Here is a 22,788-nt window from a genome sequence, read left to right on the forward strand (position 1 = left end):
TATCAACGGCCTGGCCTGATGCTTTAAAAAACCAAGCCGCCTTTTCACGCGGCTATTACTGATGTAGTGGATAACCATGGTTAATAGGTCAGCCACATACTATTCAAGGAATAAACCAATTACTCATCCTGTTTTCCCAACCGATGAAATCCTCCATCGCCGGGGTGAAGCCACTTTAGCGCCCCTGCTGCAATCTTGAAATATTATTTCATCAAACACGATAAATACGAGATTAAAACCTAATAAACAACATTAAATTACACATAGAATCTAAAAATGACATCTTTTAGTTCAATAATTAGATCTCCATAAAAAATTCATTATGGATAAATTATCACTTAGTGACAGATATCAATATTATTGGAAAACACAGAGAATCAGGGTTATTGAAAAATATAACCTCTCAGCGCAAAATCCCTTCCCGAAACAAAAAATGAGAGGATTCCTATGATTTTCATTATAAACGGAAGGGTTAAGTTCAATGAATACGAAGGAACCCTGGAGAGCGTCAATGCCCCGCAAAATATGCAGCCGCTAGCGGCCGCGGCTTGCCGTTTGCTTTCTATTTTCGTCAGGAACAATGAAATGTTGATTAAGCGTCAACAATTACTTGAAGAGGTCTGGGAAGAACGAGGACTAAAAGGAACAAACAGCAACTTGAATAACTATATCTCACTATTGCGCCGCCATCTGGCGCAACTTGGCGAGACGGAGTTGATAATCACCTACCCTAGGCAAGGCTTTAAGTTCGTTGCAAAAAAAATTAGCCGACACGCCACTGCCGAACCGGAAAAAGAACAAAACATAATGGAGGAAACCGCTGTTCCCACGCAACCGCCGGGGCAAGCCGCCCCCAGAGGGCGTGGTAGCGGAAAATTATTATCGGCCTGGCGGCAGTTTCAGAGTTGGAATAAATGGGTTAATCTCATCCTATTCATCAGCATCGCTGCATTGATCATGGCCAGCCATCAGTACTCCGTGCGTAACAACCTATTCAGCGGCACTCAGTTCGCGGGTTGCCAAATCTACAACATGGGTTGGGATTACCCAGAGAAGGAAACGGTAACCGACATGGTAAAGGCCTATGTCAATTGCCAGAAAAAGACTAAAGTTTATTACTATAACAAAATCACGCAGGATAACAGGCAGTTTGAAGAGAAAATGCTCGTATCCTGCCGAGAAAATGCAGGCCGCCAACCTTGCGAAGTGGTTTATATTCCATAATTGAGTAACGTTTTTCACTACCAGTGATACAAAAACAGCAAGATGTCCGTTCACGGACACGTTCAACCTGCCGTTATTTGCTATACACGCCATCACCAACCACATCCCATAATCGTCTCATTATGGGATGTTTCCATCATTTTCTGGTTACGGAACACAGCAGCTCAGGCTGCCTGCCGTAGTACATAATAAAATTGTCATCATTCAATTTGGCAATTTTTAAAACATAGTAATGTTTTTCCTCACCCAACAGAAAGGTCTGCGCATCGGAGTAGGTGAAGTTATCCATGGATTGAAGGATTTTCTTTTCAATGGCGACATAGTAGTACCCACGATGATAGTGATACTTCGTTTCGAGCACGCGGGCTATCACCTGCTTCTTTCCATCCCGATAGGCTAAACCGTTAAGCGTAATGGTCGCGCGGCGCCATCCCGAACGCACGATGTTCACGTACAGACCGCTGGTTACCGTCCCATTCGGCGTCATGCGCGTCGTCGATAAAGACGCATTGCACTCAGGGAAATCTCGCGAGGCGGTCAATAAATAAATCAATATAACAATAACAAGGGCAATAGCAGCAGATAATGCCAGGTAGAAAGCACGGCGCGAGCTAACCTTCATTGATCACCTCAAACTCATCTTCACAGTGCGCATCCATATTCTTAACGCGGTGTTTCGGGCAATACGAGATGAAATCAATCAGCTTTTTGTAGTTCGTATAATGGTATGTCAATCGAGAGTAATAAACCGTTGCCGGTACATCACAATCAAAACCACGGCTTTTGAGCCTTTCCAGGGCGTCGGCAATATACCGCTCGTCGATCCGCTCGCTGGCGTTCAGCGTCTCCACGCGGCAAGATTTGTAGCTGGCGATCTGGGTCTGATAAGCGGTGTCGTAACGTTCGGTAAAAAAGTAAACGCCCGCCAATACCAACGCAATCCCGATAAACAGCAGCGTTACCTTAGGTAAAATGGCATCGCAACGGCGCCGGACGGGTAAAGGCGCGGCAGGAACGCTTTCGTCCTGCGTCATATTGTCCGCCACGGAATGAATGCTGGCGGCGGTAAACATAAATCCCTGCCTCGGCACGGTAACCAGAATTTCGCTCTCTCCCAAGCCGGCAAATGTACGGCGCAGGCTGGCGATATAGTTGTTCAGGTTACTGTTCGAGGCCGTTTTGCCATGATCGTCCCAGACGGTGGAAAAAATAAAGTCCCGGCTAATCAAGATGCCGTTATTTTTTACCAACAGCGCGAGCAGACGATTGGCTATCGTGGTGAGCGTCACCGGTTCGAGGTTCTCCTCCGCCAACGCCAGCGTCGAGTTATCCTCATCGAAGATAATTCGGTTATTGATTAAGAACCTCATAATCGCTCTCTTAGACCTACTCCTGGCGCGGATTATAGCTGAAACATAAGAATCTTCCTATCACACGAACAATTAACCGCCGCGCGGTTAGACAAGTCTTTCTCACAACGTAACCACGTCGAGCGTGACGGCCAGCCTCTCTGACCTTCCGCCGGCATTGAGCCGGTGTCCACTAAACGAACAGCGCATTTTGCATGCAGCATGAGCAATCTTTGCTCAGCCGATGAGTGCCCGCAGAGAGGGAATGCTTTGGGTTCAGGAGGAATACAGCGAAGGAAGAGGCTCACTGCAGCAGGAAAAACCCCTGCTCACTGGCTCGCCACGCCATTACAAGCAACAATTCAACACGTTGAATTATATGACAAAAAACAAATCACAACAGGCTGATTTCATAATTTCACTTTTAATTTCATATTTTCAAAACGCCCTCTGCTTCTAATATCATGTTATTTCACCTTCCCAGGACGCATTTTAGGGCTATTCTAAGCAACGAATACTTGATCCCAGAGACATAAGACGAACGCAGACCAGCGTCGACACGAGAACAACTGATGAAAACCCAACGGCTTTTCTTTTCCCTGGGTTGGCGTTTTTATGGAATTACAAATAAGACTTTATCGGATTTATACCTAAACGAGTTAATTATAAACACACGCAAGCTCTCATTGGGACTTTCATGGAAAGAAATACGCCCGTAGCCTTTACCTGATGTGCTACCGAATTCTAAACGGGCATTTAAATAATGCGGTATTTTTGGCCCGCGCACCTTTTAATTACATTTAATTCGTGAAGCTTACTTATAAGAAAAAGGCAGCCTGGTTGCTATAAGCCGCCCTTCTGCAGCCGTATTTCTGGGTATTATTCTCATTATACTGGAGCTTATTAATGAATCAGCATTTGGATATCATCGGTATTGGCCTTGGCCCGTCGAATCTTAGCCTGGCGGCCTTAGGGAGTGAAATAGAGGGATTTACGGGGCAATTCCTGGAACGCAAACCCCATTTCTCCTGGCACCCAGGGATGATCCTGGCGGATTGCAGCATGCAGACCAACTTTTTAAAAGACCTGGTGAGCGCGGTTGCCCCAACCAACCGGTACAGCTTTCTCAACTATCTGGTAAAAAACAGGAAGTTCTACCGTTTCCTGACCACGGAACAGCGCACCGCATCGCGTGAAGAGTTCGCCGATTACCTCTCCTGGGCCGCCGGCGGCATGCGCTCATTAGCATTTAATCAAGACGTTCAACGGGTCGAGTTTGACGATCGGCAGCGTCAGTTCGTGGTGACCACCTCGAATAAGGTCTTCCACGCCAGGCACGTCAGCATTGGGATTGGCAAGAAAATAAAGTTGCCTGATTGCGTGACGGCGCAAAGCGATCGCTGTTTCCATGCCAGCGAAATGATGCTGCGCAACCCCGATCTGACAGGCAAACGCGTGGCGATCGTCGGCGGCGGCCAGAGCGGGGCCGATCTGTTCCTGAATATTTTTAAAGGGGAATGGGGGCAACCGGAACAGCTCGACTGGATATCGCGCCGCAACAATTACAACGCGCTCGATGAAGCGGCCTTTGCCAACGAATATTTCACGCCCGATTACGTCGAGAGCTTTTACTCGCTGGATAGCGCGGCCAAGCGGCATATGCTGGCCGAGCAGAAGATGACCTCAGACGGCATCACCAGTGAGTCGCTGCTGGCGATTTATCGCGCCATGTACCACCGCTTCGACGTCCTGCGCGAGAAATTATGGGTGCGCCTGCTGCCCAGCCGTTCGCTGACGGCCGTGAAACACACGCTGGATAACGCCTACCAACTCGAAACGCGCCATCATCTCGATCACGGCGAAGAAGCCTTCAAGGCGGACGTGGTGATCTTTGCCACCGGTTACCAATCGGCAACGCCAGAGTTCCTCGAGCCTTTGGCCCACCGTTTGCTGACCACTGCGGATGGCGAATACCGCATCGCCCCCGACTTTACCTTTGAGTGGGAAGGCCCTGCGGAGAACTGCTTATTCGCCATGAACGCCAGTATGCATAATCACGGCATTGCCGATCCGCAGTTGAGCCTGATGGCGTGGCGATCGGCCCGTATTCTTAATCGCGCTTTAGAACAACAGCCGTTTGATCTGAGTACAACGCCGAGTGCAATTCAATGGCGAAGTGAAGGTGTCTCTCCCACGTTTTAATCGCGAGCACGCCTTAATCATTATCACAGCGCTATGATGGAATGACGTATATGAAAAGACAAATTATTAAATTTATTATAAAGCAGCTGGCCGTATTGGCCCCCGAATTCAAGGCCAGATTGCTCTACAAAAAAGCGTTTGGCAAACCGTTAAACTTGCAGGCGCCGTCCACCTGGAATGAAAAGATCAATCACCTGAAGTTGAATGGCTATAGTCACAATGCGTTGGTAAAGCAATGCGCAGATAAATATGCGGTGAGAGAGTACATCAAAGAAAAGGGGTGCGAAGAGATCCTGAATGAATTGTACTTTGCCTGCGATTCAGTAAACGATATTCCGTGGGACACGTTGCCGGACAAATTTGTGATCAAAGGGAATCACGGTTCCGGGTATAACCTGATTTGCCAGAATAAAAAATTGCTGAATATCACGAGCGCCAAAAAATTGATCGACGGCTGGATGAAAGACGATTATTGGAAAACCTATGTAGAACTCAACTACAAAGGGATACAAAAAAAGATCATTGGCGAGAAGTATATCGAATCGGCCAATGGTCACGGGCCTGAAGACTATAAGATCTATTGCTTCCGCGGCGTGCCTTACTGCACCTTACTGTGTGTCGGCAGGGATACCGGGTCGCCGAAGTATTACTTCTTTGATAAAGATTTCAAGTTTCTCTGCTACAGCGATGACTGTCTGGCCTTGAGCCAGGAAGAAATAGACGCCTTCGTGAAGCCAGAGGGTTACGATGAGCTGTTTGAGTACGCCTCGCGCTTGTCGGCGCCCTTCGAGTTTGTTCGCGTTGATTTCTACATCTCGCAAGGCCGAATCATTTTTGGCGAGCTGACCTTTACCCCTTCCGCCGGGCTGGATACGGATATCCTGCCGCCGACCGATGTTTTGCTTGGCGAGATGCTGACGCTGCAACAGCACTGATTTTCACCTGGCCCCACGGTGAAGATCGGCAATACCGGCCGGCATGTTCGCGGCCTGCCGGCCGGTATTGCCCTGAGGGTTATCGGGCCGCCGATCTCGCCGGTTCATGCCGCCGTTACAGCAAAACCCCTGCCGGCAATCCCTGGCAGCCCACGCCCGGCCCAAGAACAATACCTCAGCCAGACCACATAACCATTTGAAAAATAATGGCATTAAGCGATTAATAAGAATCACTTACATATTTATAATAAAATGTTCTATATGTATAGGAAGCTATAATATAAGATACCGGAAAGTTTCCCTGGTGTTGTTGTGTGTCTTTGCCCTATTTTATAGGGCTTTTTTTGCTCAAAATCGTTGATAACCGTGTGTTTTCATCCGCCCTCGCCGTTTCTCCCCCCATAAAAATCATAACTATTTCTAATTAATGCTAATCCTTCTTATTCCTGACTTACCAATAATAACAATGAGTTGCTATTAACCCGGCAAAGCAACTGGCGGCGCGCTTCCGGGTTTCGTGGCCGGAATGTCCACCCTAAAGGTAGGTTTTTGCCTGACGCGAACGGATGCTACTATCGGCCTTTTTCGAGGATGTTGATCCGCATGTTCTTGTCCAACCGGCATTTTATCTCCGCGCTTCTGGCGCTCGCCATCGGCCTTTGGCTGCCGGGCTCCGTGCTGGCCAAGCCCGATTTGGAACGCAAGATCGGCACTACCGTAGCCGATAGCGATTCTGCGGATTATCGTTTCAGCGATCTGCGCTTCACCTCCGCCGATGGTCAACGGCATTACCGTGTGCGCATCGCCCAGCCGCGTCGGGCGCCTGCGCCTGACGGCTATCCAACGGTTTATTTCCTCGACGGCAATGCGGTGCTGATGGAGTTGAACGCCGCCTTACTGGCCAAATTGGCAGCGGCGAAACGGCCGCCGGTGCTGGTGATGATCGGTTATGACAACGATCTGCGCATCGATGCCGCCGGCCGCGCCTACGACTATACGCTCCCTCTGCCGGCAGGCATGAAGAAAGCGCCGCGGGCCGGCGGGGGCGCGGATGCGTTCCTGCAATTGATTGAAACTCGGATCAAACCGGCGATCGCCGCCAAACTGGCGGTCGATCCGCAGCGGCAAACGCTGTGGGGCCACTCCTACGGCGGGCTCTTCGTTCTGCACACGCTGTTCACCCATCCCGCCGCCTTCCAGCGCTACATCGCCGTGGAACCCTCACTGTGGTGGGGCAACGGCATGATCCTGCAAGAAGCGCAGCAGATGACGGAACGACGTGCGGTGCCGGCGACAAGGCTGCAACTGTGGGTTGGCCTGGCGGAACGCGATCGCGCGGCTCCGCCCGGCGTGAAGAGCCCCACTCTGCCGGCGGATGCAACGCATTTGCTGGCCGAACAGCTGGCGCAGCTCGGCGGTCTCACCGTCGGCTATCGGGAGTGGCCCGCCTTAGGGCACGGCGCCATGCTGGGCGCGGCCATCGAGCCGGCGCTGAGCAGCGTCATCGCAGAGGATTGAATCCGCGGATTGGAAGGTATCGGCCACATTTTCATCTGCGGCACATATCTTCTGATGAGAAGAGTGTTTACTATCTGAGACGGTGAAGGGTGGTCGCGGATGGGGGCGTCAAAAAACAAAGTGGCTCCCCCGTCGGCAAGTGAGCTTGCTCTATCCGGTGGAGCCATACAGTACTGCAGTTTTCCCGGTGGGGCCCTGGTGAGGCGCAAGTAGGAAAAGATGGTGTTGGCAGGGCATTTCAGCGTTTTAATACCGCCTGTTCACTATTTTCTTCTCCCTGTGACGCCTACTATAAGCGTCCGCTCACCGGGCGGAAAAGGGTGAAAACCACCCTTGAAATACATTAATAAAAGTGATAATAGAAGCGGTTGGGGCGAAAGCGTCTAGTTCAGATTTGAATAATTAAATCAGGGAATTATATTAAAAATGAATATTAACATCACCGACAAACCCAACCCGCAGGATGAAGAGTTCGTTATCGACAGCCTCTGGGCGCACAACCATAAAACCCAGCCCGTAGACATTCACCCGCTGTTCCTGACCGTCACCGACGACAACCAGCAGATCGTCGGCGGCCTGGTCGCGCGCACCTGGTGGGGCGGCCTGGAAGTGCAGTATCTGTGGGTCGGCGATCAATGCCGCAAAAGCGGATACGGCCGCCAATTGATGGAGCTGGCCGAAGAAGAAGCCCGCAAGCGCGGTTGCCATATGGCCTACGTCGATACCTTCGATTTCCAGGCCAGAGGCTTCTACGAAAAACTGGGCTACCGGGTCTACGGCGAGCTGGGCGACTATGCGCATCGCCACACCCGCCATTACCTGGCTAAAAGCCTGTAACGCGGCCTGAGCGGCACAGAGGTGGGTATGGGTTCATCGCATAAAAATAATGAATCTTATTTTAAGGGCCTCATCACCATGATGGAGCACCTGAGCGAACCCTGGGGCATCAAAGATCAGCTGTCCCGCCACCTCTATATGAACCGCGCCGCTTATCTCTATACCAATACGCCGCTGAATTTCGACGTCGCCGGTAAATATGACCACGAGTTCCCCGCCGACTGGGCCGACTCCGCCGCCGACTTTATCGAGCATGACAAGATGACCGAAGCGGCGCGCGATCGGGTCACGGTCATAGAAACGCACTACTGGTACGGCAAAGACAGCCTGACGCCGTTTATCAGCGAAAAGCTGCCGGTGTACAACGATGACAAACAGGTGATTGGCGTGATCTGGAACGCCAAGCCGATGAACAGCCTGTCGCCGCTGAAATACATCAATCAGCAAAAACCCAGCGTGTTGACCACCGAAGTCAATAACGAGCTGTTCACCCGTGCCGAACTCGATGTCATTTTCCTTATGCTGCAACGATTTACGGTGAAAGAGATCGCCAAAATCTATAACGTCAGCAATAAGACCATCGAAAACCGCATTTATAACATCTACCAGAAGGCCAACGTGCATACTCAGCAGCAATTTGAAGAGTACTGCAAACACGCCAACCTGGATAACTACATTCCCGATCGCCTGATAACCAAAGGCATTCAGTTTATTTGAACCGCAAGGAAGATCTCACCGTGATAAAGATCGAAGATTATCCGCTCACCCGGGTGCCGCAGGATAAACGAGTTTCGTTTTTAAGCGTGGCCATCGTGCATATGGGCATGTTGACCGCGCTGGACCAGTTCATGCTCGGCGCCGTGCTCGGCAACTCCATGACGCTGATTGACGCCTTCACCGCCATTTTCGTCGGCAGCCTGATCTTCGGCGTGGTGACCTACGGCCTGGGGCTGGCGGGCATGCGCGAAGGCATTTCCGGCAGCCTGCTGGCGCGCTGGTGCGGCTTCGGCCGTCTGGGCTCGGTGCTGATCGGCGTGGTGGTGGCCGTCAGCCTGCTGGGTTGGTTCGGCATTCAGAACGCCATTTTCGCCAAGTCGCTCGACTTCGCGCTCGGCAATAAACTGGGCTTCGGCCTGGCCGCCGGGCTCTCGGGCACGCTGTTGACCATCCTGGTGGCATTCGGCTTCAAGGCGCTGCGCATCGCCGCCCGTATCGCGGTGCCGATGTTCATCATGCTGGTGGCCTATATTTCGGTGACCGCGCTTTCCGGCCATAACCTGCAGGAGATCATCCAGCTGGCGCCGCCGGGTGAACCGCTGACCATCAGCGCCGGCATCACCATCGTCGTCGGCGGCGCCATCGTGGCCAGCCTGATGACCCCCGATCTGACTCGTTACTCCAAAAACGGCAAGCACGTGCTCGGCGTCACGCTCTTCACCATCATCGCCGGCGAGTTCGTGGTGAACGGCCTGGCGATCCTGATCGCCAAAACCCTGGGCACCGCCGATGTGGTCACCATCATGTCACAAGCGGCCGGCGGCGCCGGTTTGCTGGTGGTGGTGTTCTCCACCCTGCGCGTCAACGATCTCAACCTGTACTCTTCTTCGCTGGGCATCGTCAACGCGGTGGAAGGCATCACCGGCAAAAAGCTGAAGTACACCTACACCACGTTGGTGATCGGCATTCTTGGCACCACGCTGTCGGTGCTGGGCATTCTTGACCGCTTTGTCGACTTCCTGACGGTGCTTGGCGTGGTCTTCCCGCCGATTATCGGCATCATGCTGGTGGACTATTACCTGCTGCGCAGCCACCGCAAGATCCTGGACGAGAGCCGCCGTACCGGCCAGCTGCCGAGCGAAACGCCGACCATCGGCTGGGCGGCGATCGTCGCCAGCATCGTCGGCGGCGCCGTTGGCCTGGCGACCGAATGGGGCGTGCCGACCATCAACTCTCTGGTGGCCGCCAGCCTGCTGTATTGGGTGCTCAAACTGGCCTTCAGCCGGGCGCAAAAACCGCTGGCCTCACAGAAATCGCTCTGATTTTCGCGCACGCGTTAATGCACTCCTCCGGTAACGGGGGAGTGCTTGATGCTCGAAAAGGGAGATTTAGTGCAAAAGAATAGGCCGATCGCGCAGACAAACGGCCGTGGTAGTTAGGGTCCCTGGTGTCGGTAGCAAGCTATCCATTATGCTCAGAGTGTGGCAACGCCCCCTCTGGGCTTTTTATTATAAAAATTGTTGGCTTCCGTGTTTGATCATAAAGAAAAACTTCAGCTTGCATGAACAGTAGCCCATGAAATCGGTTTTGGTCAACATAAAAGTAAACATAAAACCGGCTTTTGTGTTCACTTTTCCATAAGAAAAACCTAATCAATTGATTTACACGGCTTTATCTTTCGCGCAGAGAAAGCAGGCCATCCCCGCTGACATCACTGCGCTAAACGGCTGACGAGAAACAATAATTACCGCCAATAATCAGCCTGTTACCCGCGCGTCAGCGCCTTTTTATCTGGACAACGCCAGTGCGTAGGATATAGTGAAGCCTGCGTAATGTTTGTAAGGACAGCCAATGAAAACCACCAACGCACAGCGCAAAATCAACATCATTAAAAATATTGAATATCTGATGCGTACCCGCGGTGAAACCAAGGCTTCCTTTTCCAATCGCAGCGGCCTGACGCGCACGACTCTCTACAAAATTCTTGACGGAAGAGTGAACAACGTTCAGCAATCCACCGTGAATCGGATCTCCGATTTCTTCGGTGTCTCCTGTGAAGAGATCGAAGACTACGATCTGGAAAAGCTGGAGCTGCTCAACGAGACGCTGTCCACCGAGGGCAACAAGAACCCTTCCGCCATTCCGGTGATCCCGCAGTCGCGCTATCTGGCCGTCTCGCAGCGCAAGATCGGGCAACTGGTCACCGAGTTTCCTCTGACTTATTTCTTCGGCGATGAGTCGAACATGTTGGCAATGAAAATAGAGACCGAAATTAAAGGGTCATTTATTCCCGGCGAGATCATCATCATAAAACGTCCGCCGGTACTGATTTGCGATTCGCCTTTGCTGTATCACTCGGGAAAAAGCGGCTTCTTTGTGGTTGACGACAAAGACAGCGAAAGCATGGACAAACGCCCTCAGGACACCGTGCAATTCCTGGGTTACATCGTTGGAGAAAGGTTATAAATGGAACCGAATCAGAAGTTCAAGCTGTTGGGCTTCACCCGGCATGGCACCATCGCGGCCAATGTCATGGTATTGGCCACCGGCAAAACCATTACCATGGGGCTGAATGAGCTGGCCGACAGCGAAATATCGGAAGATCTGAGCCGGCACGAGCTGCAGGCGCTGTACCGCAAACTCTATGGCGACAACCAACAAAAAACCGCCTACGAGCTCAGCGATCGCCATGAACGCTCCTGGTACGCCTACCTGATTATTACCGTGGCGCTCAGCGTGATTTATATTTTCTCAACGCTGTGCGGCGTCAAACCGATCCAAATCCCGGTGCTGAATCTCATCACGCCGCCGGCGATCTTCATCTACCCGCTCACGTTCATTCTGGTGGACATTCTCAACGAATTCTACGGGTTGCGGCTGGCCAGGCGCACCATCATCATCTCGTTTATCGCCAACCTGACCTTTGTCCTGGGGGTCTGGGTGACGACGCTGGTGCCGAGCATTCCGCAGTGGGAGTACAGCGAGACCTACAACGGCATCGTGCACAGCATCATGGCGGTGCTGGTGGCCTCGTCGGCGGCCTATCTGATCTCCGAGAACGTCAACTCCTACCTACTCTGCAAAATCAAAGAGTTGACCAACTCCCGCTACCTGTTTGTGCGCGTGATCACCAGTACCGTAGTGGCTTCGGCCATCGACAGCGTGGTGTTCTGTACGCTGGCGTTCTACAACGTGCTGAGCTGGGACATCATCAAAACCATGATCCTGTCGCAGTTCCTGATCAAGGTGGTTTACGCCCTGCTGGGCGTCGGGCCGATCTACGCCACCCGCAGTCTGTTTAACCGCTACATCAATACCGAACAAGCAAAGGGCAATGAATATGCATATCCAAAAGCAAGATAAGATCACCCATCTTGGCGCCAACTCCGATTATCCGGATCAATATGCTCCCGCATTGCTCGAAGCCTTGCCGCGCGCGCGCGGCCGCGATCTGATCGGCGTGGACGAGCGGCAGCTGCCGTTCAGCGGCTTTGATCTGTGGACCGCCTTCGAGCTGTCCTGGCTCAACGCCAAGGGCAAGCCGGTGGTGGGCATCGGCGAATTTACCTTCCCGCACTCCTCGTCGAACCTGATCGAATCCAAGTCGTTCAAGCTGTATCTCAACAGCTTCAACCAAACGCGCTTCGACAGCGTAGAACAGGTGAGCGCCGCCATGCAGCAAGATCTGTCGCAGGCGGCCAACGGCCAGGTCACCGTCAAGCTCTATCCGGGGCTGGAAGGTTACCCGGCGCAGATCGACCGCCTGCCGGGCATCAACATCGACGATCTGGATATCGCGGTCGACGACTTCGCCTTCAAACCGGAATACCTGAGCGGCGCGGCCGAGAGAGGGGAACCGGTGTCGGAGACGCTGTCTTCCAATCTGCTGAAATCCAACTGCCTGGTCACCAACCAGCCGGACTGGGGCAGCGTGGTGATCCGCTATGAAGGCCGCAAAATCGATCGCGAAAGCCTGCTGCGCTATCTGATCTCCTTCCGCCAGCACAACGAATTCCACGAGCAGTGCGTCGAGCGCATTTTCAACGACATCAAGCAGAGCTGCCGCCCGGAAAAACTCAGCGTGTTCGCGCGCTACACCCGCCGCGGCGGCCTGGACATCAACCCCTTCCGCAGCGATTTCGAAACGGCGCCGGCGCTCGGCCGCCTGATCAGACAGTAAGCGTTATCCCCCCAATGCTCCCGCCGGGGAGCATTGTTTCCCTCGCATTCATCTCCCTGTTATTTTTCGCCATTATCGTCGTCAGCGGCTATCTTCAAAGCACACTGACGGAGATTAACGACGCATGCCTGACCTTTCACGCAGAGACATCCTGCGGGCTGCCGCCATCGGATCGGCTTTCTCGCTGTTGCCGGCCTCGATTCGCAAAGCGCTGGCCATTCCCGCCAATAACCGCACCGGCACCCTGCGCGACGTCGAACACGTGGTGATCCTGATGCAGGAGAATCGCTCTTTCGACCACTACTTCGGCACCCTGCCTGGCGTGCGCGGCTTCAGCGATCGTTTCACCATTCCACTGCCCGGCGATCGCCACGTCTGGCAGCAGCAGGGCGCCGAGCGGCTGGTGCTGCCCTACCACCTGGACAGCAAACGCGGCAACGCCCAGCGCGTCACCGGCACGCCGCACTCGTGGGTGGATGAGCAAGCCGCCTGGGATCACGGCCGCATGAGCGCCTGGCCCACCTACAAAACGCCGGCCTCGATGGGCTACTACCGCCAGCAGGAGCTGCCGTTCCAGTTCGCGCTGGCCAACGCCTTTACCCTGTGCGACGCCTATCACTGCTCCATTCACGCCGGTACCAACACCAACCGGCTGTTCCACTGGACCGGCACCAACGGCCCGTCCGCCGCCGACGTGGCGGTGGTGGTCAACGAGTGGGACAGCCCCGGCCCGGCGGAGATCGGCTACCAGTGGACAACCTATCCGGAACGGCTGGAGGCAAGCGGCGTCAGCTGGAAGGTGTATCAATTCCTGCCGGACAACTTTACCGACAACCCGCTGGCGGGTTTTCGCCAATACCGCGCCGCCAGCATTCAGGTGGGCAATCCGGCGCGGCCGCCGAAAGACTTCAACGCCTTCGTGACCTACAGCGATGCGCTCAACGAGGCCGCGCCGCTGTACAAGGGCAACGGCAACACCCTGCCGGCCGCCGACGGCAACGATCTGGACGCCATGCTGGCCGGATTCCGCGCCGACGTGCAGCAGGGCAAACTGCCGCAGGTCAGCTGGATCATCGCGCCGGCGGCCTATTCGGAACACCCCGATCCCTCCAGCCCGGTGCAGGGCGGCTGGTTCACCCAAGAGATCCTCAACGCGCTGACCGACAACCCGGAGGTGTGGAGTAAAACCGTCCTGCTGGTCAACTACGACGAAAACGACGGCTTTTTTGACCATATGCCTTCGCCTTCCGCGCCGTCGCTGCGCGAAGACGGCAGCTTCGCCGGTAAATCGACCGTGCCGTTCGACACCGAGATCTTCCAGCACGTGGCCCCGCCCGGTTCGCAGGATCAACCGCCGCCGGACGGCCGCATCTACGGCCCCGGCCCACGGGTGCCGATGCTGGTGCTGTCGCCCTGGAGCCGCGGCGGCTGGGTCAACTCGCAGGTCTTCGATCACACCTCGGTGCTGCAATTTTTGGAAAAGCGCTTTCAGGTGCATGAACCCAACATCAGCGCCTGGCGCCGCGCGGTGTGCGGCGATCTCACCTCGGCGTTCAACTTTGTCGATCCTAACGGCGAAGCGCTGCCGAGCCTGCCCGCCACCAGCCGCCACGCCGCCGACGGCCTGCGCCTGCGCCAGGAACAGCTGCCGCAGGTGCCGCTGCCATCCCCCGCCCACCAGCGCTTGCCCCATCAACGCCGCCTGGCACGCCCTTCCCGCGCGTTGCCCTACCAGCTGCACGTCGAAGCCACCGTCGCGGCCGAGCAGCGCCGCGTGACGCTGAACCTGTTCAATACCGGCGAGCAGGGAGCGGTGTTTCACGTCTACGATCGGCGGGATCTGACGCAGATCCCGCGCCGTTTTACCGTCGAGGCGGGTAAAGCGGTCAGCGACGACTGGCTGGCGAAGAATGAGTACCATCTGTGGTTGCTCGGCCCCAACGGCTTTCATCGCGAGCTGCGCGGCACCCTGAGCCGGCCACAGCCGGAGGTGCGTTTGCGCCCGACGGGCCGCAGCCTGCTGCTGCAGTTGAACAATCCGGGCACCGAAGCGATAGCGGTCACCCTAGAACGCTGCCCCTACACGCAGCAAGGGCCGTGGCCTATCACGCTGCCGGCGGGCGGCAGCCACCAGCAAGCGTTTGACGCCCGCGCCAGCGGCGGTTGGTATGACCTTACGCTGCAAGGCGCCGACGGCTGGCTGCGCCGCCTGGCGGGGCGGCTGGAAGATGGCGAACACAGCGTCAGCGACCCGCTGATGGGCCAGGGGTAATCGATCGGCATCAAGGGAGTTCAAAAAGCGAAAGGATATCGCTTATCATTGCGTTCTCGTTCCCAGCCGATTACCCAAGGATCTTCATGCCCGCTGTTCTTATCGCCAAAGCCGGCCGCTGGTTGGCCGCCTGCGTTTTGCTGTTGGCCGGCGCCGCTCAAGCCGCGCCTATCGTCGTCACCGATGTCGCCGGCCGTCAGGTCACCCTGCCGCAACTGGCCAAACGCGTTATTCTGGCCGATGCCCGCGCGCTGCTGGCGCTGAATATTCTGCACCCGCAGCAGCCGCTGAAAAACATCATCGCCTGGGACAACTCGCTGAAGGTCAAAGCACCGGATCTGGTTGAGGCCTATGCGAAAAAATTTCCGCAGGTCATGCAAATCCCTACCTTCGACAACCCCTACACCAGTGATTTCAGCGTGGAAAGCGCGGTGGTGCGCCAACCGGACCTGATCATTTTCGACATCGGTCTGCTGAGCAAATTGAAAGACAGCGGCGTACTGACCCAGCTGGAAAAAGTCGGCATCCCGGTGCTGATCATCGATTTTCGCCAGCAGCCGCTGACCAACACCGTCGCCAGCATGGCGCTGTTGGGTAAAGTGTTTGACGAGCAGCCCAACGCCGACGCCTTTATTCGCCTCTATCAGCAGCGCCTCGAGCTGGTGCGCCAGCGCGTCGCCACGCTGAAACCGGAGCAGCGCCCCAGCGTCTTCATCGAGCGCAGCGCCGGCATCAAAGGCGATCAGTGCTGCAACACCTTCGGCAAAGGCAGCTTCGGGCAGTTCATCGATACCGCCGGCGGCAACAATATCGGCAGCAAGCTGTTTTCAGACATGGGCGGTGAAGTGAACGTCGAGCAGGTGATCAGCAGCAACCCGGATTTCTATCTGCTGACCGGCGCCGACTGGAGCCGCGGGCATCGCGGCACGCTGGCGGTGCCGCTGGGTTACGCTACAGATATGGCCACCAGCCAAAAGAAACTGGCGCATCTGCTGGATCGCACCGGCATTAACGTGCTGAAAGCGGTGAAAGAAAAACGCGTGATGGCGATTTACCATCAATTTTACGACACGCCGCTCAACTTTATCGCCGTTGAGGCGATCGCCAAATTCCTGCACCCGGCGCTGTTTAAAGATATTGATCCGCAAGCGGATATCGAAATGGTGCATCAGAAATTCACCGCGCTGGATTACAGCGGCGTCTTCTGGCTTACGCCGCAATAACCCCCGCCAGGGCCCGCCAGCCGGGCCCTGTTTCCCGCATTCATTATTTAGTTACCCACTTAACTATCCCGTAACAATTCTATTTACTTGCCAATAATTATCATTAAGATTGTCTTTTCTAAAAAAACACATCCGGGTCTGAAACTCTTAAGGCATTATTATGTCACCTCTTTTTCGGCTTTCCCTGCTGACGGCTGCCATCGCCGTCGCGTTCCCTGTCCTTGCTACTGATAATTCATCTCAGAACGATACCGACACTGTGACCGTCGTCGGCAACTGGCTGGACAACCCTGATACCAGTTCGGTGCTGCTCAACCATCCGGGCGCGCGTTCCATCGTCACCCAGCAGCAGATGCACGAACAGGGCGACCAAACCATCGCCGACAGCCTGCGCGGCGTACCCGGCGTGCAGGTGCGCGACAGCAACGGCACCGGCGGCAGCGACATCTCGCTCAACGTCGGCGTGCGCGGCCTGACTTCGCGTCTTTCTCCGCGCTCAACCATTTTGATGGACGGCGTCCCGCTGGCGGTCGCGCCTTACGGCCAGCCGCAGCTGTCGATGGCCCCGCTGTCTATCGGTAATCTGCAATCGGTGGACGTGGTGCGCGGCGGCGGCGCGGTGCGCTACGGGCCGCAGAACGTCGGCGGCGTGATCAACTTCGTTACCCGAGACATTCCCAAAACGTTTGGCGGCACCGCCAGCGTACAAACCCAGGGTGCCAGCCACGGCGGCCTGAAGACCCTGACCAGCGCCTCCGTGGGCGGCACCGCAGACAACGGCCTCGGCGCCGAGCTGCTCTACTCCGGCCTGCACGGCCAGGGCTACCGCGACAACAACGACAACACCGACATCGACGATTTCATGCTGAAAACGCGTTATGCGTTCAGCGATCGCGACGAGCTGCTGGCCAATTTCCACTACTACGACGCCAAAGCCGGCATGCCTGGCGGGCTGAGTGCCGCGCAATACGCGCAAAACCCGTTCCAATCCACGCGGCCGTGGGACCAGTTCGAAGGCCGCCGCAAGGATATGTCGTTCAAGTACAAACATCAGGAAGACGACAAACAGTTCGAAGTGTTGACCTACTTCACCGACAGCTACCGCGGCAGCAACATCGAATCGGAAGGCACCGGCAAAAACGCGGGCCAGCGGCGCATGGTCTCCTATCCGCGTCACTATTCAACCTGGGCTATCGAACCAAGCTATTCGCAGGTCTTCCGCTTCTGGGATATGGCGCACGAGATCACCCTCGGTTACCGTTACCTGAATGAAACCATGGATGAAAAGGCGTCGCGTTCGGCCTGGTATAACCCGGCGGATATCGGCTCGACGCCGGAGACCCCGGACTATTACCAGCACACCTCCGGCGGCACCGCGGCCAACGCGTTCTATATCGACGACACCATCAACGTCGGCAACTGGACGGTCACGCCGGGCCTGCGTTATGAAAGCATCCGCACCCACGTGGACGATTCATTCAACAACATCAGCCGCGAGAAAAGCTACAGCGAACCGCTGCCGTCCTTGAACGTGATGTACCACCTGTCCGATGCCTGGAAGCTGTTCGCCAACGCCAACACCTCGTTCGGCAGCATGCAGTATTTCCAGCTGACCAAAGGCGGCAACGGCAACCAGCCGGCGCCGGGGCTGACGGCGGAAAAAGCGCACACCTATGAATTCGGCACCCGCTACGACGATACCGTGGTCAAAGCCGAAGCCACGCTGTTCTACATCGACTTCGATAACCAGCTGCAATACATCAGCAACGACGTAGGCTGGACCAATATGGGCGCCACCAAGCACAAAGGTATCGAGCTGGCGCTCAGCTACGATCTCAGCGAGCTGAACCGGGCGCTCGACGGCGCCAGCGTCTATACCAGCTATACCTACACCAAGGCCAGCACCGATAAGGGCGACTTCGCCGGTAAAGACCTGCCGTTCTACTCGCGCCAGGTCTATACCGTCGGCACGCGCTACGCCACCGGCAGCTGGGTATGGAATCTGGACGGCTACGCGCAGTCCAAACAGCATTCGCCGGGCACCGGGCCGGAGTACGTCACGCAGGAAAGCGCCGATGGTCAGTTCGGCGATATCGCCGGTTACATGGTGTGGAATATGCGCGGGGAATATAACTTCGGGCCGCAGCTGTCGAACCTGACGCTGGGCGCCGGGGTGAAAAACCTGTTCGATCAGCGCTACTTCACCCGCTCCAACGACAATAACTTCGGCAAGTACGTCGGCGAACCGCGCACCTTCTTCGTGCAGGGGTCGATCGCCTTCTGATACCGAGGCCCCGCCGGGGCCTCGGTATCACCGACAGTAAAGGCGAAACAGGCGCGCCAGGTGCGCGCCCATCGGCGTCAAAGTGGTGTCCTTGCGTTGGATAAGATAAAACGTCGCTTTCGGCAGACTCTCTTCCAGCTCGAGCGGCACCAAATGCTTGCCCAGAATCGGATCCGAAATCACGTCCACCGACAGAATGCTAACAAAATCGCTCTGCGCCACCAGGCTGGTACAAGCCATAAAGGTCTCGCAGGTCACGCTGATCGACGGCGCCATGCCCAAGTCCCCGAACAGATCGTGCAATAACCGGTAATAACTGCCTTTCGGTGTCGGCATGGTCCAGTCGCAGTGCTGCAGCTGTTTCAGCGAGGTCGCCCCCTCCATCGGATGCCCTTTGCGCACCACCACCCGATACTCTTTTTCCATCAGCCGTTCGTACTGCAACTCGTTGTCGAGGCTGCTGGGATAGTAGGTATTGACGGTAAAATCCAGCTCGCCCTGGCGCAGTTCAGGGATCATCGATACCAGCTGCCCCTCGACGATGCGCACCTTCACGTTGGGATACTCACGATGAAACTGCGTGACCACCTGCGGCATCACGGTGCGCGCAATGCTGCCACCGACGCCGATATTCACCGTGCCGCCCGCCAACCCCAGCCGCTGCTGGATATCTTCCTGCGCCACCCGCAGCTCTTCAAGGATCAGGCTGGCATGCTGGAAAAAGTTATCGCCGCAGTCGGTCAAGACCACACCCTGGCTACGGCGAATAAACAGCTTGGCGCCCAGCACCTCTTCCAGCTCCTGAATGGCCTTGGTCAGTGCAGGCTGGGAAAGGCGTGATGTGCGGCTGGCGGCGCGGATGCTGCCCTGGCGGCTAACGTCCACGAATGCACGCAATTGGTGCAATTTTATCGAGGCTGGCATAGGCGAAAGGCGATAACCGTTATTTATCAATAGCAAGATATTGGCATCTTATTTAGCCAGATTCCATTGTGTACATTCGGAAAAAACATAATAAATAACCAAATTCTTATTTCGCTTAATTAAGCGCATTTTCTGCGCCAATAAGCGCCATTCACGGCAGTTAGTAACCAAATACACCTTTTTCTTTGCAATAGCTTCACCGTCTGATTTCAGTTCAGAGCATAACTGCTGCCTGGAGCGATCCAGCGCGCGATAACTTATGAGATATCACTATGACTAATTCGCTTTCGATGTTGGTGGCCGATTTGTACCCGCAATTGCAGGCCTGGCGCCGCGACTTCCATCGCTATGCCGAGTCCGGCTGGTTTGAGTTCCGCACCGCTACCCTGGTGGCGGAAGAACTCGATCGGCTGGGTTATCGCCTGCAGCTGGGCCGCGAGGTCATCAAGGCAGAGTCTCGCATGGGGCTGCCTTCGTCCGATGAGCTGGAAGCGCAGGAACAGCGCGCCCGCAATCAGGGGGCGTTGGAAAAATGGTTGCCGCACTTTTCCGGCGGCTTCGCCGGCATCGTCGCAACGCTCGATACCGGCCGCCCCGGCCCAACCATCGCCTACCGCGTGGATATGGACGCCCTCGATCTCAACGAATTGCTGTCCCCCGAACACCTGCCGTTCCGTGAAGGCTTCGCCTCTTGCAACAGCGGCATGATGCATGCATGCGGTCATGACGGCCATACCACCATCGGCCTGGGGCTGGCGCACGTCTTCAAAAGCCTGGAGTCCCAGCTTAGCGGCACCGTCAAACTGATCTTCCAGCCGGCGGAAGAAGGCACCCGCGGCGCAAAATCGATGGTGGAGGCCGGCGTGGTGGACGACGTCGATTTCTTCACCGCGGTGCATATCGGCACCGGCGTGCCGGCCGGTGAGCTGGTGTGCGGCAGCGACAGCTTTATGGCCACCAGCAAGCTGGACGTCACCTTCCGCGGCGTCGCCTCCCACGCCGGCGCCAGGCCGGAAGACGGTCGCAACGCTCTGCTGGCAGCGGCCCAGGCTGCGCTGGGGCTTTACGCCATCCCGCGCCACAGCGAAGGCAGCTCGCGCATCAATGTCGGCGTGCTGCAGGCCGGTACCGGCCGCAACGTGATCGCCGATCGGGCGTTTATGAAGGTGGAAACGCGCGGCGCCACCAATGAGATCAACGCTTTCGTCTATCAGCAGGCGCTGAACGCCATCGAAGGCGCAGCCAAGATGCACGGCGTCGCCTGCGACATCGCGCTGATGGGCGCTGCGCAGAGCAGCAAACCGACCCAACCGTGGGTGGATTACATCCGCCGCCAGGCACAGCAGGTAACCGAGCTGACCTCGGTGGTCGATCGCCGCGAACAGGCTGCGGGTTCAGAAGACGCCACCTACATGATGGAGCGGGTTAAATCCCGCGGCGGCCAGGCCTCATACGTCATTTTCGGCACCGAGCTGAGCGCCGGGCACCATAACGAAAAATTCGACTTCAACGAGCAGGTGATGGCGGTGGCGGTGAAAACGCTGGCGTCGCTGGCGCTGAACCTGCCGACATTCGGGAGCGAAGCATGAGCAACTCAGCACTGCAGGCATTTATCGACGACTACATTGACCAACGCCGGCCCCGCTTCAGCGCGCTGAGCGACGCGATTTGGGACCACCCGGAAACGCGCTTCAACGAGACCTATTCCGCCACGTTGCTGGCCGATGCGCTGGAGCAGGAAGGCTTCTCGGTTGAGCGCGGCGTGGGCGACATCGAGACGGCGTTTATCGCCAGCTACGGCAGCGGCCACCCGATCATCGCGCTGCTGGGCGAGTACGACGCGCTGGCCGGGCTGAGCCAGCAGGCGGGCCGCGCCACGCCGCAGCCGCTGGTGGAAAACGGCAACGGCCATGGCTGTGGCCACAACCTGCTGGGCACCGCGGCGCTGGCGGGCGCCTTCGCCGCCAAGGCGTGGATGCAGCAAAACCGGCTGACCGGCACCCTGCGCTTCTACGGTTGCCCGGGCGAAGAAGGCGGCTCCGGCAAAACCTTTATGGTGCGCGAAGGCCTGTTCGACGACGTCGACGCCGCCCTCACCTGGCACCCGGAAGGCTTCAGCGGCATGTTCAATACCAGTACGCTGGCCAACATTCAGGCGGCGTTTCACTTCAAGGGCGTCGCCGCCCATGCCGCCAACTCGCCGCACCTGGGGCGCAGCGCGCTGGACGCGGTGACGCTGATGAATACCGGCGCCAACTTCCTGCGCGAACATATCGTGCAAGAAGCGCGGCTGCACTACGCGGTCACCAACACCGGCGGCAGCTCCCCCAACGTGGTGCAGGCCGACGCCGAGGTGTTGTACCTGATCCGCGCGCCGCAGCTCGACCAGGCGCAGGACATTTACCAACGGGTGATTAACATCGCCAAGGGCGCAGCGCTGATGACTGACACCCAGATGGAAGTGCGCTTCGACAAGGCCTGCTCCAACTATGTGCCGAACCGCAGCCTGGAACGCGCGATGTATCAAAACCTGTGTGATTTCGGTCTGCCCGAGTACAGCGACGCCGAACGCCGCTTCGCCGAGGAAATCCGCCAGACGCTGAGCCGCGACGATCTGCGCAACGCCAAACTCAACATTGCCCGCACCGGCGGCGCAGCCGGGCGCGAGTGGGTGCAGCTGCTGGGAGATAAGGTGCTGATGGACGAGGTCGCTCCTTATGTGGAATCCGACGACCTGCTGTACGGTTCTACCGACGTTGGCGACGTAAGCTGGGTGGCGCCGACTGCCCAATGCTTTAGCCCCTGTTTCGCACTCGGCACCCCTCTGCACACCTGGCAACTGGTGGCGCAGGGCCGCACCGCTATCGCCCATAAGGGCATGTGCCTGGCCGGCAAGGTGATGGCGGCGACCGCCATCGATCTGCTGAGCGACAGCGCTCTGCTGGCGCGCTGCCGCAGCGAGTTTGAACGCCGGCGCGCCGAACAGCCGTACCGCTGCCCAATCCCGCAGGGGGTGAAACCCTCCCCATTGAAATAGCATGAACAGACAGGGCCCGGAGAACCGGGCCACTAAGCATAATTATAAATAAATCAAATAATAACAATCACACAACAGAGCAAACA

18 protein-coding genes are annotated in these 22,788 nt (G+C 56.3%); 15 read left to right on the top strand and 3 right to left on the bottom strand.

Going from position 1 to position 22,788, the window contains the following annotated elements:
- Nucleotides 1–447: 447 nt before the first annotated feature.
- Nucleotides 448–1,224 carry a transcriptional regulator gene (locus ACF8MC_RS14245; protein ID WP_049196207.1) on the top strand — a complete coding sequence of 259 codons (777 nt, stop codon included), beginning with the start codon at nt 448–450 and terminating at the stop codon, nt 1,222–1,224.
- 136 nt (nt 1,225–1,360) lie between these two features.
- On the opposite strand, the gene ACF8MC_RS14250 is transcribed toward ACF8MC_RS14245, so the two are convergent.
- Entirely contained in the window at nt 1,361–1,846 is a 486-nt protein-coding gene (locus ACF8MC_RS14250; protein WP_033636027.1) for a hypothetical protein, read from the bottom strand.
- Nucleotides 1,836–2,594, bottom strand: a complete 759-nt coding sequence (locus ACF8MC_RS14255; RefSeq protein WP_033636029.1) for a helix-turn-helix domain-containing protein — start codon at nt 2,592–2,594, stop codon at nt 1,836–1,838. Before ACF8MC_RS14255 ends, ACF8MC_RS14250 begins: the two co-directional genes overlap by 11 nt.
- 885 nt (nt 2,595–3,479) lie before the next feature.
- On the opposite strand from ACF8MC_RS14255, the gene ACF8MC_RS14260 reads away from it, so the two are divergent.
- From ACF8MC_RS14260 to ACF8MC_RS14315, 12 genes are all read left to right on the top strand, one after another.
- Entirely contained in the window at nt 3,480–4,775 is a 1,296-nt protein-coding gene (locus ACF8MC_RS14260; protein WP_033636030.1) for a lysine N(6)-hydroxylase/L-ornithine N(5)-oxygenase family protein, read from the top strand.
- A 50-nt stretch (nt 4,776–4,825) separates the two neighbouring features.
- Nucleotides 4,826–5,710 carry an ATP-grasp fold amidoligase family protein gene (locus ACF8MC_RS14265; protein WP_033649093.1) on the top strand — a complete coding sequence of 295 codons (885 nt, stop codon included), beginning with the start codon at nt 4,826–4,828 and terminating at the stop codon, nt 5,708–5,710.
- Nucleotides 5,711–6,313: 603 nt separating this feature from the next.
- Nucleotides 6,314–7,228, top strand: coding sequence for an alpha/beta hydrolase (locus tag ACF8MC_RS14270; protein WP_164039650.1), 915 nt, complete (start codon nt 6,314–6,316; stop codon nt 7,226–7,228).
- Between the two features lie 426 nt (nt 7,229–7,654).
- The gene (locus ACF8MC_RS14275) at nt 7,655–8,065 is read left to right on the top strand and encodes a GNAT family N-acetyltransferase (protein ID WP_004937348.1); all 411 of its coding nucleotides are present in this window, start codon (nt 7,655–7,657) and stop codon (nt 8,063–8,065) included.
- A gap of 27 nt (nt 8,066–8,092) precedes the next feature.
- Nucleotides 8,093–8,782: a PAS and helix-turn-helix domain-containing protein gene (locus tag ACF8MC_RS14280; protein WP_164105302.1), complete on the top strand. Its 690-nt coding sequence runs from the start codon at nt 8,093–8,095 to the stop codon at nt 8,780–8,782.
- Between the two features lie 20 nt (nt 8,783–8,802).
- Nucleotides 8,803–10,104, top strand: a complete 1,302-nt coding sequence (locus tag ACF8MC_RS14285) for a cytosine permease (protein ID WP_033649111.1) — start codon at nt 8,803–8,805, stop codon at nt 10,102–10,104.
- Between the two features lie 529 nt (nt 10,105–10,633).
- Nucleotides 10,634–11,248 (top strand): helix-turn-helix transcriptional regulator, encoded by a 615-nt coding sequence (locus ACF8MC_RS14290; protein WP_033636033.1) that lies wholly within the window; start codon nt 10,634–10,636, stop codon nt 11,246–11,248.
- On the top strand, nt 11,249–12,145 hold the full coding sequence (locus ACF8MC_RS14295; protein WP_004937338.1) for a queuosine precursor transporter: 897 nt from the start codon (nt 11,249–11,251) through the stop codon (nt 12,143–12,145). It begins immediately after the preceding gene.
- On the top strand, nt 12,123–12,962 hold the full coding sequence (gene queF, locus ACF8MC_RS14300) for an NADPH-dependent 7-cyano-7-deazaguanine reductase QueF (protein ID WP_033649092.1): 840 nt from the start codon (nt 12,123–12,125) through the stop codon (nt 12,960–12,962). Before ACF8MC_RS14295 ends, queF begins: the two co-directional genes overlap by 23 nt.
- 124 nt (nt 12,963–13,086) lie before the next feature.
- On the top strand, nt 13,087–15,234 hold the full coding sequence (locus ACF8MC_RS14305; protein ID WP_164105303.1) for a phosphocholine-specific phospholipase C: 2,148 nt from the start codon (nt 13,087–13,089) through the stop codon (nt 15,232–15,234).
- 86 nt (nt 15,235–15,320) lie between these two features.
- Nucleotides 15,321–16,457, top strand: a complete 1,137-nt coding sequence (locus tag ACF8MC_RS14310; protein ID WP_164105304.1) for an ABC transporter substrate-binding protein — start codon at nt 15,321–15,323, stop codon at nt 16,455–16,457.
- 160 nt (nt 16,458–16,617) lie between these two features.
- Nucleotides 16,618–18,741, top strand: a complete 2,124-nt coding sequence (locus ACF8MC_RS14315) for a TonB-dependent siderophore receptor (RefSeq protein WP_204350892.1) — start codon at nt 16,618–16,620, stop codon at nt 18,739–18,741.
- 27 nt (nt 18,742–18,768) lie between these two features.
- Here the strand turns inward: ACF8MC_RS14315 and ACF8MC_RS14320 are convergent, their stop codons facing one another.
- Nucleotides 18,769–19,665, bottom strand: a complete 897-nt coding sequence (locus ACF8MC_RS14320) for a LysR family transcriptional regulator (protein ID WP_025304273.1) — start codon at nt 19,663–19,665, stop codon at nt 18,769–18,771.
- Between the two features lie 272 nt (nt 19,666–19,937).
- On the opposite strand from ACF8MC_RS14320, the gene ACF8MC_RS14325 reads away from it, so the two are divergent.
- The gene (locus ACF8MC_RS14325) at nt 19,938–21,254 is read left to right on the top strand and encodes a M20 family metallo-hydrolase (RefSeq protein WP_049196201.1); all 1,317 of its coding nucleotides are present in this window, start codon (nt 19,938–19,940) and stop codon (nt 21,252–21,254) included.
- Nucleotides 21,251–22,702 (top strand): M20 family metallopeptidase, encoded by a 1,452-nt coding sequence (locus ACF8MC_RS14330; protein ID WP_164105305.1) that lies wholly within the window; start codon nt 21,251–21,253, stop codon nt 22,700–22,702. The genes ACF8MC_RS14325 and ACF8MC_RS14330 overlap by 4 nt, the downstream gene beginning before the upstream one ends.
- Nucleotides 22,703–22,788: the final 86 nt, after the last annotated feature.

It is taken from the genome of Serratia sp. LACPHL-BACT-2024-00286 (genome assembly GCF_043109535.1).
In the GTDB taxonomy this organism is placed as follows: Bacteria; Pseudomonadota; Gammaproteobacteria; order Enterobacterales; family Enterobacteriaceae; genus Serratia; species Serratia sarumanii.